Annotated in this window: 14 protein-coding genes and 1 pseudogene; 9 read left to right on the top strand and 6 right to left on the bottom strand. The window is 60.8% G+C overall.

Going from position 1 to position 16,901, the window contains the following annotated elements:
- Position 1 precedes the first annotated feature (1 nt).
- The 3 genes and pseudogenes from G9X64_RS32765 to G9X64_RS32775 all read left to right on the top strand — a co-directional run bounded on the left by G9X64_RS32765 (position 2) and on the right by G9X64_RS32775 (position 4,143).
- Complete coding sequence (locus tag G9X64_RS32765; RefSeq protein ID WP_168309214.1) at positions 2–694, top strand: ABC transporter ATP-binding protein; 693 nt, start codon at positions 2–4, stop codon at positions 692–694.
- Positions 691–2,007, top strand: a pseudogene (locus G9X64_RS32770) (ABC transporter permease). Before G9X64_RS32765 ends, G9X64_RS32770 begins: the two are co-directional and overlap by 4 nt.
- A 249-nt stretch (positions 2,008–2,256) precedes the next feature.
- Complete coding sequence (locus G9X64_RS32775) at positions 2,257–4,143, top strand: MFS transporter (protein WP_168309212.1); 1,887 nt, start codon at positions 2,257–2,259, stop codon at positions 4,141–4,143.
- Positions 4,144–4,295: 152 nt separating this feature from the next.
- On the opposite strand, the gene lpxE is transcribed toward G9X64_RS32775, so the two are convergent.
- Together lpxE and leuB are read right to left on the bottom strand one after the other, a co-directional pair.
- Positions 4,296–5,030 carry a phosphatase PAP2 family protein gene (gene lpxE / locus G9X64_RS32780; RefSeq protein WP_205917146.1) on the bottom strand — a complete coding sequence of 245 codons (735 nt, stop codon included), beginning with the start codon at positions 5,028–5,030 and terminating at the stop codon, positions 4,296–4,298.
- 254 nt (positions 5,031–5,284) lie between these two features.
- Positions 5,285–6,397, bottom strand: coding sequence for a 3-isopropylmalate dehydrogenase (gene leuB / locus G9X64_RS32785; RefSeq protein ID WP_168309210.1), 1,113 nt, complete (start codon positions 6,395–6,397; stop codon positions 5,285–5,287).
- A gap of 166 nt (positions 6,398–6,563) precedes the next feature.
- On the opposite strand from leuB, the gene G9X64_RS32790 reads away from it, so the two are divergent.
- Positions 6,564–7,496, top strand: coding sequence for a pyridoxal-phosphate dependent enzyme (locus G9X64_RS32790; RefSeq protein ID WP_168309209.1), 933 nt, complete (start codon positions 6,564–6,566; stop codon positions 7,494–7,496).
- A 61-nt stretch (positions 7,497–7,557) separates the two neighbouring features.
- Here the strand turns inward: G9X64_RS32790 and leuD are convergent, their stop codons facing one another.
- The 3 genes from leuD to G9X64_RS32805 all read right to left on the bottom strand — a co-directional run bounded on the left by leuD (position 7,558) and on the right by G9X64_RS32805 (position 9,082).
- Positions 7,558–8,166, bottom strand: a complete 609-nt coding sequence (gene leuD / locus G9X64_RS32795; RefSeq protein ID WP_097583102.1) for a 3-isopropylmalate dehydratase small subunit — start codon at positions 8,164–8,166, stop codon at positions 7,558–7,560.
- A 134-nt stretch (positions 8,167–8,300) separates the two neighbouring features.
- Entirely contained in the window at positions 8,301–8,720 is a 420-nt protein-coding gene (locus tag G9X64_RS32800) for a VOC family protein (RefSeq protein WP_171378231.1), read from the bottom strand.
- A gap of 128 nt (positions 8,721–8,848) precedes the next feature.
- A complete protein-coding gene (locus tag G9X64_RS32805) occupies positions 8,849–9,082 on the bottom strand; it encodes a hypothetical protein (RefSeq protein WP_168309207.1) in 234 nt (77 codons plus the stop codon).
- Positions 9,083–9,220: 138 nt separating this feature from the next.
- On the opposite strand from G9X64_RS32805, the gene G9X64_RS32810 reads away from it, so the two are divergent.
- Together G9X64_RS32810 and G9X64_RS32815 are read left to right on the top strand one after the other, a co-directional pair.
- A complete protein-coding gene (locus G9X64_RS32810) occupies positions 9,221–10,141 on the top strand; it encodes an HpcH/HpaI aldolase/citrate lyase family protein (protein ID WP_168309206.1) in 921 nt (306 codons plus the stop codon).
- Positions 10,141–10,347, top strand: a complete 207-nt coding sequence (locus tag G9X64_RS32815; RefSeq protein ID WP_018244122.1) for a DUF1737 domain-containing protein — start codon at positions 10,141–10,143, stop codon at positions 10,345–10,347. The genes G9X64_RS32810 and G9X64_RS32815 overlap by 1 nt, the downstream gene beginning before the upstream one ends.
- A gap of 22 nt (positions 10,348–10,369) precedes the next feature.
- On the opposite strand, the gene G9X64_RS32820 is transcribed toward G9X64_RS32815, so the two are convergent.
- Complete coding sequence (locus G9X64_RS32820) at positions 10,370–10,807, bottom strand: metallopeptidase family protein (RefSeq protein WP_003543974.1); 438 nt, start codon at positions 10,805–10,807, stop codon at positions 10,370–10,372.
- Positions 10,808–10,968: 161 nt separating this feature from the next.
- On the opposite strand from G9X64_RS32820, the gene G9X64_RS36880 reads away from it, so the two are divergent.
- The 3 genes from G9X64_RS36880 to G9X64_RS32830 are packed head-to-tail and all read left to right on the top strand — an operon-like array spanning position 10,969 to position 16,830.
- Positions 10,969–11,913, top strand: a complete 945-nt coding sequence (locus G9X64_RS36880; protein WP_246271132.1) for an ImuA family protein — start codon at positions 10,969–10,971, stop codon at positions 11,911–11,913.
- 10 nt (positions 11,914–11,923) lie between these two features.
- Positions 11,924–13,369, top strand: coding sequence for a Y-family DNA polymerase (locus G9X64_RS32825; protein ID WP_312864222.1), 1,446 nt, complete (start codon positions 11,924–11,926; stop codon positions 13,367–13,369).
- Positions 13,366–16,830 carry an error-prone DNA polymerase gene (locus tag G9X64_RS32830; protein WP_171378232.1) on the top strand — a complete coding sequence of 1,155 codons (3,465 nt, stop codon included), beginning with the start codon at positions 13,366–13,368 and terminating at the stop codon, positions 16,828–16,830. The genes G9X64_RS32825 and G9X64_RS32830 overlap by 4 nt, the downstream gene beginning before the upstream one ends.
- Positions 16,831–16,901: the final 71 nt, after the last annotated feature.

Here is a 16,901-nt window from a genome sequence, read left to right on the forward strand (position 1 = left end):
TATGCTCGCTCTTGATATCGAAAACCTTTCCGTTGCCTTCCGGGGCCTGTCCTCGCCGGCACTGGCGATCGGCCGCCTGTCGATCGATGCCGGCAGCAGGGTCGCCATTACAGGCGCTTCCGGTTCCGGCAAAAGCACCTTCGTCAATATCGTTGCCGGGCTGGAGCGGACACGCCAAGGCCGCATCCTCTGGAACGGCGAGGATATCGCGAATTTTTCAGAAAGCCGGCGCGACCGATTCCGTGCCGCCAATATCGGCCTGGTTATGCAGGAGTTCCATCTCTTCCCCGGCCTGTCGGCGCTGGAAAACGTGCTGCTGCCGGCGCGTCTTGCCGGGGCCGCCACGGATGATGTCATCGAGCGGGCGCATTCGCTTTTGAGCACCGTCGGTCTTTCCCGTCCGGGCCAGAAGATCGAAACCATGTCGCGCGGCGAGATGCAGCGCGTGGCGATCGGCCGCGCGCTGCTGCGCAAGCCCGGCGTCATCATCGCCGACGAGCCGACCGCAAGCCTCGATGCCGAAAGCGGCGAGGCGGTCGGCGATCTCATCCTCGATCTGGCCATCGCCGAAGGCAGCACGCTGATCGTCGTTTCACACGACCAGCGCTTGGCCAGCCGCCTCGATCGGCGCATCGCCTTCGGTTCCGGCCGGATCAGCGAAGATTCCGCGGCAACGGCAGGAGAAGCTGCATGATCCGCTTCATCCTTTCCGATCTTCGTCGCCTCTGGGCGGGATCGCTGGTGGTCGTGCTGCTGGTGGCGCTTTCGACCGCGCTCGGCGTTTCCGTCGTCCTGCAGGAGCGGGCGCTTCGTCTCGGCAGCGCACGCGCTGCCGACAAGTTCGATCTTATCATCGGCGCCGGCGGCAGCGAGACGCAGCTCGTGCTGTCCTCCGTCTTCCTGCAGCCCTCGCCTTTGCCGCTGATGCCGGGCGAAGTGCTGGGCAAACTTGCCGCGGATCCACGGGTCGATTGGGCAGCTCCGATCGGCTTCGGCGATTCCTTCTCCGGCTATCCGATCATCGGCACGACGACCATGCTGGCGCAGAACCTGTCCGGCGGTCTGGCCGAAGGCAAGATTTTCGGGCGCGAGGGCGAAGCCGTGATCGGCGCCGCTGTCAAGCTGTCGCTCGGCGGCGAGATCAAGCCGATGCACGGGTCGCTGCACGAGGGCGGCGAGACCCATACCGAGCTCATCTATCATATCGCCGGCCGCTTGCGGCCGACCGGCACCGCGTGGGATCGGGCCATTCTCGTTCCGATCCAGGCCGTCTGGCACATCCATGGCATGGAGGCGGAAAAGCATTTGGAGGATGGTGCCGAAGCCGAGCACGATCATGAAGTGGCGTCCGGCACGGATAGCGCTGAACATGGTCATGAGCATGAGAAAGCCGGCGCTGATCACGATGGGCATGAGCATCACGGCGAGGCCGATCCGGATGCCGCGCTCGATGAGAGCTGGACTGGAGGCGCTCCCGGCGTTCCTGCCATTCTCGTCAAGCCAAAGACGATCGCCGATGCCTAGAAGCTGCGGCAGGATTATCGCAGCGGCAATACCGTCGCCGTCTTTCCCGGCGAGGTGCTGACCAATCTCTACGCCACGCTCGGCGACGCCAAACAGATCCTCATTGCGGTCGCCTCTGGCGCGCAAGCTCTCGTCGCAGCCTCGCTGGTGCTGGTCACGGTCATCCATATCGGCCAGCGCCGCCGTCAGATCGGCGCACTCAGGGCCTTCGGCGCCCCACGCCGCGCCATTTTCGGCATCGTCTGGCTGGAATTCTTCTTCCTGGTCGCGGTCGGCATCGCACTCGGATTCGTGCTCGGTTATGCCGCGGCCCTCACTTTGTCCAATATGTTCTTGCAGACGAGCGGGATCACCATGCCGGTCGGCTTCGCCCGTGAAGATACCGCGCTTGCAGCGGTGCTGCTTGCCTTTGCCACAATTCTTGCCGCGCTGCCGGCAGTGCTCGCCTACCGGCAATCGCCGGCGCAGGCGCTGAGAGCGTAATGGGTCCACGTCGCAAACCGAAGCGATACCTGCTTCCAAACCTCCGGCAGCGCAATCCTCACGGGCGGCGGCGGGGCTGATGTGTGTGAGAACCGGGCGCCATTATTAGACTAAAGTCATAATCCGAAAGCCTCTCTCTTTTTGATCTGTCGTTTCTGGCACACTCCCGTCAGGCGTGTCGCGGCCAGGGGTCTGCTTTGAGGAGAAGTAGGCCGCACGCGTTGATCATCACTCTGTGGAGGACAGACAATGGCAAATGTCGCAAGCATCGACGGCGCGAAGGCCGCTCCGATGACCGGCGAGGAGAAGAAGGTCATCTTCGCCTCTTCGCTGGGCACCGTTTTCGAATGGTACGATTTCTATCTCTATGGTTCGCTCGCCACCTATATCGGTGCGACCTATTTCACCCAATATCCCGAGGCAACGCGTAACATCTTCACGCTGCTCGCCTTTGCCGCCGGCTTCCTGGTCCGCCCCTTCGGCGCGCTGGTGTTCGGCCGTCTCGGCGATCTCGTCGGCCGTAAATACACCTTCCTGATGACGATCATGATCATGGGTCTGTCGACCTTCCTCGTCGGCATCCTGCCGGGTGCCGCCACCATCGGCATCGCGGCCCCGATCATCCTGATCGCGCTTCGTCTGCTCCAGGGTCTGGCGCTGGGCGGTGAATATGGCGGTGCGGCAACCTACGTCGCCGAACATGCGCCGAACGGGCGCCGCGGCTACTTCACCTCGTGGATCCAGACGACGGCGACGCTCGGCCTGTTCCTGTCGCTGATCGTCATCGTCTTTGTCCAATATCTGATGGGTGCGGCTCAGTTCGCCGCCTGGGGCTGGCGCATTCCGTTCCTGGTCTCGGTCGTCCTGCTCGGCATTTCCGTCTGGATCCGCCTGAAGATGAATGAATCGCCGGCGTTCCAGCGCATGAAGGCGGAAGGCAAAGGCTCCAAGGCGCCGCTGACCGAGGCCTTCGGAACATGGAAAAATGCCAAGATCGCGATTATCGCGCTGCTCGGCGCCACTATGGGCCAGGCGGTCGTCTGGTACGGCGGCCAGTTCTATGCACTGTTCTTCCTGCAGAACGTGCTGAAGGTGGATCTGTTCTCGGCCAATGTCATGGTCGCCATCGCACTTCTCCTCGGCACGCCGTTCTTCGTCATCTTCGGCGGCCTCTCCGACAAGATCGGCCGCAAGCCGATCATCATGGCAGGCCTTCTCATTGCGGCGGTGACCTACAATCCGCTGTTCAAGGCGATGACCTGGACGGCAAACCCGGCGCTAGCCGAAGCGCAGGCTTCGATTCGGGCAACGGTGACAGCTGATCCGGCGGACTGCAGGTTCCAGTTCAACCCGACCGGCACGGCGAAGTTCACCAGCTCTTGCGACGTGGCGACGGCGTTCCTGACCAGGAATTCGGTGCCTTACGACGTCGTGCCCGGTCCTGCTGGACAGCCGGCAACGGTGAAGGTCGGCAACGCGACGATCCCAAGCTTCGACGTCGTCGCTGCCGGCGACAAGGCCAAGGGCATGACCGCCGCCTTTGAAAAGGGCGTCAACATCGCGCTCCAAGGTGCCGGCTACCCGCTGAACCGCGGCGCCGTCAAGGTGCCGGATGCCAAGCTCGATGCCTTCATCGCCGCCAATCCTGAACTGGCGCTCAACGCCGATACCGTGCGCACCGGCGAGAAGGAAACCATGCCGGCAGCCAAGTTGGTCGAAGGCAAGCTGCTGACGGCGGATGAGGCCAATGGCGTCACCGACATGGCGGTCTACAACATCGCCAATGGCGGTACCTTCGCCATGACCGCCGATCCCGCCCGCGTCAACTGGATCGGTACGATCGCCGTGCTGTTCGTCCTCGTCCTCTATGTGACGATGGTGTACGGCCCGATCGCCGCTCTGCTGGTCGAGCTTTTCCCGACCCGTATCCGCTATACCGGCATGTCGCTGCCCTATCACATCGGCAACGGCTGGTTTGGCGGCCTGCTGCCGGCGACAGCCTTCGCGATGAGCGCTGCCGCAGGCGATATCTACTATGGTCTCTGGTACCCGATCGTCTTTGCGTCGATCACGCTGGTGATCGGCCTGATCTTCCTGCCGGAAACGAAGAACAGGGATATCCACGCCATGGATTGATGACGCATTCGCGTTCTGCAAGCTTGAAAGAGGCCCGGCGCTCACAAGGCGCCGGGCTTTTTTATCTTGCGGCGCCGCGCGTCTCTTTGAACACGCAAAATACTATAACGACCGCATAATTTTTATTCGTAAATCAATTCTGATTTAAGGCATTATACGGTGCGGAACAGGCGCTTGGCGAGCGGCCAGCCATCCGGCGCCAGTTTGAAGAGCAGGCCACAGCGGGCATAGACGATCGCCGTCAGTAGCGAGAACCAGCCGCCGAAGGCAAGACCGGCGATGACGTCGCTTGGATAATGGGCGCCGACCATGACGCGTGTCATGCCGAACCAAATTGCGCAGGCGATGAAGGCAACGCGGTAGCGCGGAAACAGAAGCGCAAAGGCGGCGAAGAAGGCACCGACCGTGGTGGAATGGCCGGACGGGAAACTTTCGAAAGCGGAATGGCCCGAAAAGGGCGCGAAGGAAAACATACCATGATCGTGGAATTGATCGGGACGTGCCCTTCCGATCGCCCGTTTCAGGAGATTGGCGAGAAGTCCTGACAAGACGACTGTGGTGAAGAGATAGGCACCGATCCAGCTGACATAAAGCGCCTGTGCTCTGGACCGCGCCGTCTTCAGGAGCTTGTAGCCCGCCCGGCCCTGAAAGAAGAGCAGGATGCTGCTGTAGATCAGCCAGGCGGAATCGCCGAAACCGGTTAGGAGCTCGCCGAGTTGCTTCACCAGCCCGTGAGGTTCGCTGGCGCCAATCGGCGCATCGAAGAGAAGCATGGAAAGGATCACCGCATTGATCGTGATGAAGAGACAGGCCTGCCAGCGCAAAGGCGGCATCGCAACATCGCTCCGGCGCCAGCGCCTATCCAGGGAATTCCAAAATGCCCGCATTAAGTCGTCCGTTCGAATTAACCTCGAGCGTCGCGCGTTCGAGAGCCGCCTAACAGTTTGCACTGGCGCATAAGCCGGAAAATCGCGTCCAGCTTGCGAGTATGCGCTTGTGAAATCCCGCGCAAAAATACACGAGATTACGGCCGAGGATAGGCCGTTGCGGATAATTCGACCGGGCTCGGCGGGTTGTCATCCCTGAAAAAGCCCCCGCAAGCACGATACGAAGGGCAAAGGATTGTTTCACGTGAAATATATCAGGCTGCTAGCGCCTTGAACTCGGCGAGGATCGCATCGCCCATCTCGACGGTGCCGACCTGCCTTGCGCCATCGGCCATGATGTCGCCGGTGCGGATGCCCTTGTCGAGCACGTTGGCGATCGCCCTTTCCAGATCGTCGGCTTCCTTCACCAGATTGAAGGAGTAACGCAGGCACATGGCGAAGGAGGCGATCATGGCGATCGGATTGGCGATGCCCTTGCCGGCGATGTCGGGGGCCGAGCCATGCACCGGCTCGTAGAGCGCCTTGCGCTTGCCGGTCTTGCCGTCGGGCGCGCCGAGCGAGGCCGACGGCAGCATGCCGAGCGAACCGGTCAGCATGGCGGCGACGTCGGAGAGCATATCGCCGAAGAGATTGTCGGTGACAATGACGTCGAACTGCTTGGGCTGGCGCACCAGCTGCATGCCGCCGGCATCGGCCAGCATGTGTTCGAGTTGGACGTCGGAATATTTCGCCTTATGCGTCTCGGTTACCACCTGGTTCCAGAGCACGCCCGACTTCATGACGTTGCGCTTTTCCATGGAGCAGACGCGATTCTGCCGCGTGCGGGCCATTTCGAAGGCGACGCCGGCGATGCGCTCGATCTCGTAGGTATCATAGACCTGCGTGTCGATGCCGCGCTTCTGGCCGTTGCCGAGGTCGATGATTTCCTTCGGCTCGCCGAAATAGACGCCGCCCGTCAGCTCGCGGATAATCAGGATATCGAGGCCTTCGACCAGCTCCGGCTTCAGCGACGAGGCCGCAGCAAGGGCCGGATAGCAAATGGCGGGGCGCAGGTTTGCGAAGAGCTGCAGATCCTTTCGCAGGCGCAAGAGGCCCGCTTCCGGGCGCACTTCGTAAGGCACGCTATCCCATTTCGGGCCGCCGACGGCGCCGAACAGAACGGCATCGGCGGCAAGCGCCTTCTGCATATCGGCTTCGGAGATGGCAGCGCCATGCGCATCATAGGCGCTGCCGCCGACAAGGCCTTCGTCGGTGACGAAACCGGCATTCATCGCCTCGTTCATATAGGCGATGATCTTGCGGACCTCGCCCATGGCCTCGGGACCGATGCCGTCACCCGGCAGCAGGAAAAGATTGCGCGCTGTCATGAAATCCTCCTGGGAAAAACAAGTTGCGGTTTCTTAGACCCCGGAAATGGGCATTTCAAGCGACAGAAGCGGTGAATCGGTACGCTTCGCTCTTCGCCGCGACGGTTGCTCCTGCGTCCGCAAACGGATTAGAACGGTGACCCTATCTTTATCCTGGATGGTTCCCATGCCTTTCGCGCCTCTCCACCTCGATACGCCCTTGCTCCAGACCGCACCTGGCTACAGCGCCAGCGGCAAACCGCTCTGGCTGAAGCTCGATGCGCTGCAGCCTTCCGGCAGCTTCAAGCTGCGCGGCGTCGGCCGGCTTTGCCAGCACGAGGTGGAAAATGGGGCGCGCGAAATCTTCTGCGCTTCCGGCGGCAATGCCGGCATTGCGGCGGCCTATGCCGGCCGGGCGCTCGGTGTGCCGGTCACAATCGTCGTGCCGGAGACGACGGCGGCCGACGTACGGCAGACGATTGCCGCAACGGGCGCGAATGTCCTCGTTCATGGTTCGGTTTTCGATGAGGCCAATGCCCATGCGGTCGAACTCGCCCGGAGCCGCAAGGCAACCTATGTGCACCCCTTTGACCATCCGCTTCTGTGGGATGGCCATGCCACGCTGATCGACGAGGTGGTGGCGAAAGGGGCAAAATTCGATTGCGTCGTCACCAGCGTCGGCGGCGGCGGGCTGCTTGCCGGCATCGTCGAGGGGTTGAAGCGCAACGGGCTCTCCGATGTGCCTGTTATCGCCGTCGAAACGGAAGGGGCGGCCTCGCTCCATGCCAGCCTCAAGGCGAATGAGCGTATCACCCTTCCCGCCATTACCTCGATTGCCAATTCGCTCGGGGCGCGGCAGGTGGCGCAGCATGTCTTCGACCTGCCGAAGCATTATCCGATCGAAAGTGTTCTCGTCAGCGACGCCGATGCCGTTGCCGCCTGCCTGAAATTTGCTGATGCGCAGCGCATTCTGGTCGAGCCGGCCTGCGGTGCGGCCCTTGCGGTTGCCGATGTGCATGCCGGGCTGCTTCAGCGCTTCGATAATCCGCTTATCGAAGTCTGCGGCGGCATCGGCGTGTCGCTCGAAAAACTCAAGGCTTGGAAAGAGAAATTTCTTTGAAGTGCCGCAAAAGAAAAAGCCGGGCGTAAGCCCGGCTTGATCGGTAACCGATTGGAAGGGCTCAGGCTGCCCAGGGGTGCGAAGCGGCGTTCTTCTTTTCGAAGCTGTCGATCGCCTTGCCCTTTTCCAGCGTCAGGCCGATATCGTCGAGACCGTTCAGCAGGCAGTGACGCTTGAACTCGTCGAGATCGAACTTGATCAAGCCACCATCGGGGCCGGTGATCTCGAGGTTTTCGAGGTCGACGGTCAGGATGGCGTTGGAGCCACGCGAGGCGTCGTCCATCAGTTTGTCGAGATCTTCCTGGCTGACCTTGATCGGCAGGATGCCGTTCTTGAAACAGTTGTTGTAGAAAATATCGGCGAAGCTGGTCGAAATAACGCAGCGGATGCCGAAATCCAGAAGCGCCCAGGGCGCGTGCTCGCGCGAGGAGCCGCAGCCGAAATTGTCGCCGGCAACCAGGATCTTGGCATCGCGATAGGCCGGCTTGTTCAGCACGAAATCCGGGTTTTCGGAGCCGTCTTCGTTATAGCGGGCCTCTGCGAAGAGGCCGGTGCCGAGGCCGGTGCGCTTGATCGTCTTCAGATAATCCTTCGGAATGATCATGTCGGTGTCGATATTGACGACCGGCAAGGGCGCAGCAACGCCCGTGAGCTTCACGAATTTATCCATGACCCATGCTCCATTTCTGCAAATCTACTTCCTGAATTTGCATCTAGTCCAGTTTTTCGCCGAAATGAAGGAGAATCTTTCACAGATGGCGGCCACGCGACGTTTCGCGCGGTCCGCCCAATTGCGCCTTTCCCTTATTTGGACGGTGCGTTCAACCCCCAGAGGACGCCGAACGGATCACGAAGCTGGCCATAGCGGTCGCCCCAGAACATCAGTTCGACCGGCATGACGACTTCGGCGTCAGCGGCAACCGCGCGATCCCACCAGAAATCGATATCGTCGATAATAAGCTGGATGGCGAAGCCTTCATGGCCTTTGAAGGGGCCGAATTCGGGATAGGCATCCGACAGCATGAGGGAGCTGCCGTTGATGTAGAGATGCACATGCATCGTCCGGCCGTTCTCGTCGACCGGCACGAGATAGGCTTCTTCGGCGCCGAAAGCCTTCTTGTAGAATTCCGCAGCTTTCACCGCGCCGCCGACCGTCAGATAGGGCAGCAGGCCGTTCTTGACCGGTGGCATCTTGGTCGGGTTGCTCTCTGTCGTCGTATCCATGCTTGTCCTCCATTCGTTTTCGAACGCCGGCTGAATGCCTGGCTGCTTCGAGGACGTAGCATGGAAGCGTGATCCGACAGTGTCGGCCGAAATTTTTCAGCGAACCAAAATTTTCAGCGAAAAGGTGATCAGAGATCGATGATCGTGCCGCGACCGTCGTTCCACACCCGCATCTCGCGCTTGCCATTGTTTGCCTTGGCGCGGACCGGAGCGGGCTTCATCTTCATCGAAAGCGCGCGTCCGACCATGAGCACGGTCAGGATGCCGCCGACGGCGAGCGTCACCGAAAAGGTGAAAATCAGCATGGCCACGAAAATGGTGGCGCCGGCAAGCACGAGGAAGATGGAGCGAATGTTCTGCATGGTTAGAGACCTTTCTTCGGAAAGGAATGTGGTCCTTCTCTTTCCTCTCTGCAAGGCAAGCATGGCTTTTTGTTGTTCTGTAGGAGGTTCTGGGGTGGGCTGCTTGCTTCGGCTTTCAAAGCTTGGCACTAATTCGCCATGAGCCGAAACCACATGACCCGCTCCATCCGCCTGCGCCGTTCGGTGCTGAGCGTGCCTGCCATCAATCCCCGCGCCCTCGAAAAAACCCATGCGGTCGATTGCGATGCGGTGATCTTCGATCTCGAGGATTCCGTGGCGCCGGAAAGGAAGACGGAAGCGCGGGAAAACCTGAGGAATTTCTTTTCGGCTCGGCTGCTCCAAGGCAAGGAGCGGATCATCCGCATCAACAGTCTGTCCACCGATTTCGGCCTAGCGGACATGGAGCTGGTGACGGCGCTTGGTCCCGATGCCGTGCTGCTGCCGAAGGTCGATGAACCGCAGGATGTCATGGCGCTCAGTGACCTACTCTCCGAGACCGATGCACCGGAGGATCTGCGCATCTGGGCGATGATCGAGACACCGCGCGGCATCCTCAATGCGGGAGCGATCGCCGAGGCCGGGCGCACGCCGGGCTCGCGGCTCGATTGTCTTGTCGTCGGGTTGAACGACCTGCGCAAGGAAACCGGCGTGCTGCCGCAGCCGGGGCGGAGCTATCTCGTGCCGTGGCTGATGCAGGTCGTGCTTGCGGTCAGTGCCTATGGGCTCGATGCGATCGACAGCGTCTTCAACGATTTCAGGGACGAACAGGGTTTCGATGCCGAATGCCTGCAGGGCCGGGCCATGGGCTTTGCCGGCAAGATGCTGATCCATCCGGCGCAGATCGAGCCCGCCAACAGCCATTTCGGCCCGGATCCGGCAGCGATTGCGGAAGCGGAGGCGATCATATCAGCCTTTGCCGACCCCGCCTCCGATGGGCTGAACGTCATCAATGCAGGCGGGCGGATGGTCGAGCGGCTGCATCTTGTCCAGGCGGAAAGTCTGGTCCATAAAGCCCGCCTGATCGCAGCCCGCCAGGCTGCAGCACGAAAGACGATGTGATGAAACTCTACCGCTTCCTGACCGGTCCCGACGATGCTTCCTTCTGCCATAAGGTCACCGCCGCCCTCAACAAGGGCTGGTCGCTGGAGGGCTCTCCGACCTATGCCTTCAATGCCGCAACCGGCGCGATGCAGTGCGGCCAGGCCGTCGTCAAGCATGTCGAAGGCAAGGATTACCATCCCGAGATGAAGCTCTCCGAGCAGTAGCGCGTTCTGCCGAACGCGCGGTTTAGCGCTCGGCGGCTTCCTCGGCACTTGCCTCGATCCGCTCCATGTCATCGTCACTCAGCCCGAAATGGTGGCCGATCTCGTGGATCAGGACGTGGGTGATGATATCGCCGAGCGTCTCGTCGTTCTCAGCCCAGTAGTCGAGAATGGGACGGCGGTAGAGGCGGATGCGGTTCGGCATCTCGCCGGTTTCCACCGTGAAACGTTCGGAAATGCCTCTGCCCTCGAAAAGGCCGAGCAGATCGAAAGGGGTTTCCAGCGCCATGTCCTCGAAAACGTCATCATCGGGGAAATCTTCGATCTCGATCGTGAGGTTGGTCGTCAGCTGGCGGAATTCATCCGGAAGATGGCTGTAGGCCTCCATCGCCAGCGACTCGAAGGCGCTGATCGTCGGCGCATGGCGGTCCCGCCAATCATCGCTCTGGTCTATGCGGGCCATGAATATTCCTTCCTTTGCGGGCCCATATAGAACCTTTATCGCCAATTTTCGAGTGCGGAATCAAAGGCAGGAATATTTTCATAGAAAATGGCCGTTGACTCTTCATTAGCTCTCTGGAATCTATAAGAACATAACAGGAACAAGATGGATCGGAGAACGCCATGGCGCAGCACGCCCTGGCGCGCGAGCGGCTTTTTGCGCTCCGCGAAACTATCGCCAGACTGGAGGGAAGGCCCGCGCCGGCGCTTGCTGCAGCGGAACGGGAAGCCCTGGCGGAAGGACGTAAGACCCGCCAGGAGCGCACTCTGCCGCCCCTGCCGTTTGGGGTGGAGTTTCTCGACGGGGCGCTGGAAGGCGGCCTGCCGCTCGATGCGATCACCGAATTCCGTTCCGCTCTGTCTCGTGATGCCGGTGCTGCAAGCGGGCTGGCGATGGCTGTTGCCGCGCGACTGCAAAAACAGGAGGCGGATGCCGGCCGCCTTCTGCCGTTGCTCTGGATCGGTGATGCCGTCGGCACGCTGGAGGCCGGCCGTCCCTATGCTCCCGGGCTTCGGGATTTCGGACTGAGCCCGGAGCGGTTTCTCCATGCCGCGCCGCGCAAGCTGGACGAGGCGCTCTGGCTGGCGGAGGTGGCGGTGGAAAGCGCTGCCTTCTCGGCCGTCATCTTCGAAGTGCGGGGCAATCCCGCCCATTTCGGCCTGACCGAAAGCCGCCGGCTCAGTCTCAGGGCGCATGCTGCCCGCCGTCCGCTCTTTCTTGTCCGTCAGGCCGGAGCGGAGGAGGCAAGCAGTGCGGCCTTCCGTCTGCATGTCGAACCAGCCCCGTCCGCTCTGCGGTCGTTGCCGGATGGATCGAAACTTTCCGGCAGCATCGGCAATCCGATTTTCCGTCTGACGCTGGAGAAGAGCCGAAATCCGGCCCCGCTCTCCTTTCTTCTGGAGTGGAATCCCCATGAACGAGAATTTCTCCCTGTCGCCGAACCAAACCTCGTTCGTCCTCCAGGCGAACAGTCAGCGCATTCTGGCGCTCAGCTTCCCACATCTGCCAACGGACCGCATCGCCCGCAAGCGATGGGGGCTCTCCTGGCGTTCGAAAGGGCGTCCTGAGACGCCGCCTATCGTCTGTTCCGGCAAACTCAACAATGCCATGCGGCTGACGGCGCTGGACGAGTTGGCCGAGAGGCTGGGGTTGAAGAAGGAGATGGGCGTTGCCGAAGCGCGCGCCATGTACCCGATGCTCGAGGTCGCGGAAGAGGATCCGGCGGCCGACCGCCGGTTGCTGGAGGCAATTGCCGACTGGTGCGACCGCTATACGCCGCTGGTGGCGTTTGACGGCAAGGACGGCCTGTTTCTCGACATTAGCGGCTGCGCCCATCTTTTCGGCGGTGAAAAGGCGCTTCTCAAGGATGTGCTGTCGCGGCTTTTTCATATGGGGTTCGATGCCCGCGGCGCGATCTCATCGTCGCCCGGTCTTTCCTGGGCCGCGTCCCGCTTCGGGCAAGGCGGCGTGATCGAGGACGAAGAGACGGAACATGTGCTGGTGTCCTTGCCGGTTGCAGCTTTGCGGCTGGAAGGACAAACCGTCGATGCCCTGAAGAAGCTCGGTCTGAAATATATCGGCGACGTCATCGATGCACCGCGAGCGCCGCTGACCCGACGGTTCGGCCCGGAGCCGCTTCTGCGTCTCGACCAGGCGCTGGGACGTGAAGAGGAGCCGGTCTCGCCTCGGCGTCCTGTTGCCAGCCTCTCGGCCGAAAGCCGGCTGATCGAGCCCATCGGGACGGAAGAGCAGATCCTTGCCGTCACCAGGCAGCTCGCCTTATCGCTGCAGCCGTCGCTGGAGGCGCGGGGGGCTGGCGGGCGGGTATTCGAACTGGTGCTGTTCCGCGTCGACGGCAGGGTCTTTCGTATCTCCGTCGGCGCTTCGCAGCCGCTTCGCGAACCAAAATTCATTGCCGGGCTTTTTTCCGAGCGATTGCAGGCGGTCTATGACGATCTCGATGCCGGCTATGGTTTCGAGATCCTGCGGTTGAATGTGTTGCGGCACGATCCCTTCAACGAGGCGCAGGGTGATTTCGAGGGCGGCCGTCAGGGAGAGATCTCGCTTTCGGCCTTCGTCGACCGGGTCTCGGCCCGGCTTGGTGCGGATTGCCTGCAAAGCTTCCAGCTCCGCGAGAGCCATGTGCCGGAACGCGCCGTCATCACGGTTCCTGTGATGGAGAGCCTTCCCAGGCGGAAGGCGGCGCAGGACATTCCTCTTCCTTTCCGCGAAGAGCGCCCGCTGCGGCTCTTTGCAACGCCGGAGCCCGTCGAGACCATACTTGCCGAAGTGCCCGATGGTCCGCCGCAGATCTTCCGCTGGCGACGCATGCAGCATCAGGTGGCAAGAAGCGAAGGGCCGGAACGGATTGCCATGGAGTGGTGGATCGATGGGGATGATGCCGAGGCGCGTGACTATTTCCGCATCGAGGACGAGACCGGACATCGCTTCTGGATCTATCGTCGCGGCTTCTATGGTCAGGAATTCCATCCTCGCTGGTTCATGCACGGTGTTTTCGCATGAAGAGCGAACCCGCATTTTTCGAGATCGGCACGAGAACGAATTTCTCGTTTCTCGAAGGCGCCTCCGGCCCGGAAGAGATGGTCGTACAGGCCGCTCATCTCAGGCTCGGCGGCCTCGGGATTGCGGACCGGAATTCGGTTGCCGGCGTGGTGCGGGCGCATGCACAGGCGGAGCAGCTTGAGGAGAGATACAAAAACAAGGATGCGATTTTAGCCGAGACGAAGAAGAAAGGAAAAACGGAGGTCATTCTCGATCCTATCCGGGTTCAACCGGGCGCCCGTCTCGTCTTTTCCGATGGAACGCCTGATATCCTCGCTTATCCCTGTAATCGGCGAGGCTGGGCAAACCTTTGCCGTCTTCTGAGCGCCGGCAATCTGAAGGAGGAATCGGTCAAGGGAAGTTGCATTCTGACGGAAGCGGAACTCATGGAATGGGGGGACGAGATGATGCTTGCCCTCGTTCCCGATCGGACTCTTGTCGAGAGCCAGGCCGGGCAGTCGGCACTGGAGGATTATCTGGAGCGGTTTCGCAGACGGTTCGGCAAGGCTTTTTTTATGGCGCTGGCGCCAGCCTATGACGGCCGCGATAGGCAGGTCTTTGCGGTGCTTGCCATGCTTGCGGTACGAAATCGTCTGCCGCTGATTGCGACCAACCAGCCGCTTTACCATCATCCTGAACGCCGGCCGCTTTCGGATGTCGTCATCGCGATCCGGGAGCATGTGCAGATACCACAAGCCGGATTTCTGCTGGCGCCGAATGCCGAGCGCTACCTCAAGGATTCACGTGAAATGGTCCGGATCTTCCGGGACTATCCTGATGCGATCGAAAATACGCAGGTATTTTTCGACAGGCTGACCTTTTCGCTGAAGGAACTGGAGCACAATTATCCGCCAGAAAACGATCCCGGCGAAACGCCGCAGGAGACACTCGAAAGGCTGACGAGGGCGGGAGCGGCAAGACGCTATCCCGAGGGTATTCCGCCCAAGGTTGCACCGCAGATCGAGTATGAACTCGATCTGATTGGAAGGAAGAAATATGCCTCCTATTTCCTGACGGTTCACAGGATTATCCAGCACGCCCGCTATGAGCTCAAGGTTTTGTGCCAGGGACGCGGATCGGCGGCAAACTCGGTCATCTGCTATTGCCTTGAGATAACGGAAGTCGATCCTCAAAAGAGCACGCTGCTCTTCGATCGTTTCATTTCGATGGATCGGGATGAACCGCCGGATATCGATGTCGATTTCGAACATGACCGGCGCGAAGAGGTCATCCAGTTCATCTACAAGAGATACGGCATAGAACATGCCGGACTGACGGCGGGGGTGACCACCTACCGGACCCGTTCGGCCGGCCGTGAGGTCGCCAAGGCGTTCGGACTGTCGGAGGATGTGCAATCGGCGATCAGCAGTCTCGTCTGGGGCTGGTCCGAAGACAATCTCTCGGAACGGGATGCCAAGGCAGCTGGCCTCGACATCAAGGATCCTGTGTCACAGAACGTGCTGAAATATGCCTCCGAGCTTCTCGGCTTTCCCCGCCACCTCACCCAGCATGTCGGCGGCTTCGTCATCACACGGGACCGGCTCGACGAGGTGGTGCCGATCATGAAGACGGCGATGCCGGATCGCTACATGATCGAGTGGGACAAGGACGACCTCGACAACGTCAAGATCCTCAAGGTGGATGTGCTGGCGCTCGGCATGCTGACCTGCCTGCGGAAGGCCTTCTCGCTGCTTGAATTGCATTACGACGTGAAGAAGACGCTCGCAGACCTCGGCAACAAGGAGCATGGAGACGAAGGCGAGCCGGTTTACGAGATGATGGGCCGGGCCGATACGCTCGGCGTCTTCCAGATCGAAAGCCGGGCGCAGATGAGCATGCTGCCGCGTCTGAAGCCGAAGCTATTCTACGATCTCGTCATCGAGGTGGCGATCGTGCGGCCAGGGCCGATCCAGGGCGACATGGTGCATCCCTATCTGAAGCGCCGGGAGCAGCGGGCCAAGAACATCCCGATCGAATATCCGAGCAAGGAGCTGGAAACGGTTCTGGAAAGAACCCTCGGCGTGCCCTTGTTCCAGGAACAGGCTATGCAGATCGCCATTACCGCCGCAGGCTTCAAACCGGCGGAAGCCGACAAGCTTCGCAGAGCGATGGCGACATTCAAAAGAACCGGTACGATCGGCAATTTCGAAAAGCGGTTCATCGAGGGAATGGTCTCAAGGGGCTATGCCCAGGAATTCGCGCAGCAGTGTTTCAACCAGATCAAGGGCTTCGGCGAATACGGCTTCCCGGAAAGCCATGCCGCTTCCTTCGCGCTGCTCGTCTATGCCTCCTCATGGCTCAAGGCCTATTATCCCGACGTCTTCTGCGCGGCGATGCTGAACTCTCAGCCGATGGGCTTTTATGCACCGGCGCAGCTGGTGCGGGATGCACGCGAGCACGGGGTAAGGATCCTGCCGGTCGATATCAATGAATCGAACTGGGATTGCGGGCTGGAAGAAGCTGTCTTCGATCAGAATGCCGTCGATTTCCGGCATGAGAAGATGCGCGCGATCATCAAGTCCCGGCATGCGGTGCGGCTCGGCTTCCGGCAAATCAAGGGCCTTTCGACAGACGATGTGGAACAGCTGATCAGTCATCGAGGCGAAGGCTACAGCTCGGTGCGGGATCTCTGGCTACGCTCCGGTCTGCAGAAGTCGGTCATCGAGCGACTGGCGGATGCCGATGCGTTCCAGTCCCTCAAACTGTCACGACGCGACGCGCTCTGGGCGGTACGGGCGCTGGATGTGAAGAGCGCGGCCGAGGAACTGCCGCTTTTCGAGCAGGTCCGTCATGTCGACCTCCAGGCCGAGCCTGTAGCGAAGCTGCCGGAAATGCTACCGGGAGAGCAGGTCATCGAGGACTATCGTTATCTCTCACTGTCGCTGAAAGCGCATCCCGTCTCCTTCCTGCGTGAGGAATTGCGCAAGGCCGGTGTGACGCGCAATGTCGATCTGTTGAAGGTCACGAACGGAAAGAGGGTGACGATCGCGGGCCTCGTGCTGGTGCGCCAGCGGCCGGGTTCGGCCAAAGGTGTGATCTTCATGACGCTGGAAGACGAGACCGGGGTTGCCAATGCGATCGTCTGGAACAAGATATTCGACAAATACCGCTCGGTCGTGATGGGCGCCCGGCTGGTGAAAATCCGCGGCAGGCTGCAAAGCCAGAGCGGGGTGATCCATACCGTCGTCGAGCATATCGAGGACATGACGCCGGCGCTCGGTATCCTGCGACGCGAGGCCCGGCGTTTCGGCGTCTGCAAGCGGGCAGACGAGGTGCTGAGGCCGGGTGCCGATCAGCGGCAGAAAAAGCTTGCGAATGTGCAGGAGATGGCCGAGCTGGAAAAACGGATTGTTGCCACAGGCCGCCATGCTGGCGCGGCAGAAACCGCCCAAGTGATGCCGCGCGGACGCAACTTTCATTAAAAATGCATCGCACCGATAAGGACCATACGGCGCGCCTTTATTTGCTTATGGCGTCATCATCCTGAAACCGC

The organism is Rhizobium sophorae, from assembly GCF_013087515.1.
Taxonomy (GTDB): domain Bacteria; phylum Pseudomonadota; class Alphaproteobacteria; order Rhizobiales; family Rhizobiaceae; genus Rhizobium; species Rhizobium sophorae.

What these genes read in the sequence shown, in the direction of transcription:
- lpxE (WP_205917146.1), bottom strand. Translation starts at nt 5,030, where the DNA reads ATGCGGGCATTTTGGAATTCCCTGGATAGGCGCTGGCGCCGGAGCGAT.
- leuD (WP_097583102.1), bottom strand. Translation starts at nt 8,166, where the DNA reads ATGGATAAATTCGTGAAGCTCACGGGCGTTGCTGCGCCCTTGCCGGTC.
- G9X64_RS32805 (WP_168309207.1), bottom strand. Translation starts at nt 9,082, where the DNA reads ATGCAGAACATTCGCTCCATCTTCCTCGTGCTTGCCGGCGCCACCATT.
- G9X64_RS32820 (WP_003543974.1), bottom strand. Translation starts at nt 10,807, where the DNA reads ATGGCCCGCATAGACCAGAGCGATGATTGGCGGGACCGCCATGCGCCG.
- G9X64_RS32810 (WP_168309206.1), top strand. Translation starts at nt 9,221, where the DNA reads ATGAGCCGAAACCACATGACCCGCTCCATCCGCCTGCGCCGTTCGGTG.
- G9X64_RS32790 (WP_168309209.1), top strand. Translation starts at nt 6,564, where the DNA reads ATGCCTTTCGCGCCTCTCCACCTCGATACGCCCTTGCTCCAGACCGCA.
- G9X64_RS32775 (WP_168309212.1), top strand. Translation starts at nt 2,257, where the DNA reads ATGGCAAATGTCGCAAGCATCGACGGCGCGAAGGCCGCTCCGATGACC.
- G9X64_RS32830 (WP_171378232.1), top strand. Translation starts at nt 13,366, where the DNA reads ATGAAGAGCGAACCCGCATTTTTCGAGATCGGCACGAGAACGAATTTC.
- G9X64_RS32800 (WP_171378231.1), bottom strand. Translation starts at nt 8,720, where the DNA reads ATGGATACGACGACAGAGAGCAACCCGACCAAGATGCCACCGGTCAAG.
- G9X64_RS32765 (WP_168309214.1), top strand. Translation starts at nt 2, where the DNA reads ATGCTCGCTCTTGATATCGAAAACCTTTCCGTTGCCTTCCGGGGCCTG.
- G9X64_RS36880 (WP_246271132.1), top strand. Translation starts at nt 10,969, where the DNA reads ATGGCGCAGCACGCCCTGGCGCGCGAGCGGCTTTTTGCGCTCCGCGAA.
- G9X64_RS32815 (WP_018244122.1), top strand. Translation starts at nt 10,141, where the DNA reads ATGAAACTCTACCGCTTCCTGACCGGTCCCGACGATGCTTCCTTCTGC.
- leuB (WP_168309210.1), bottom strand. Translation starts at nt 6,397, where the DNA reads ATGACAGCGCGCAATCTTTTCCTGCTGCCGGGTGACGGCATCGGTCCC.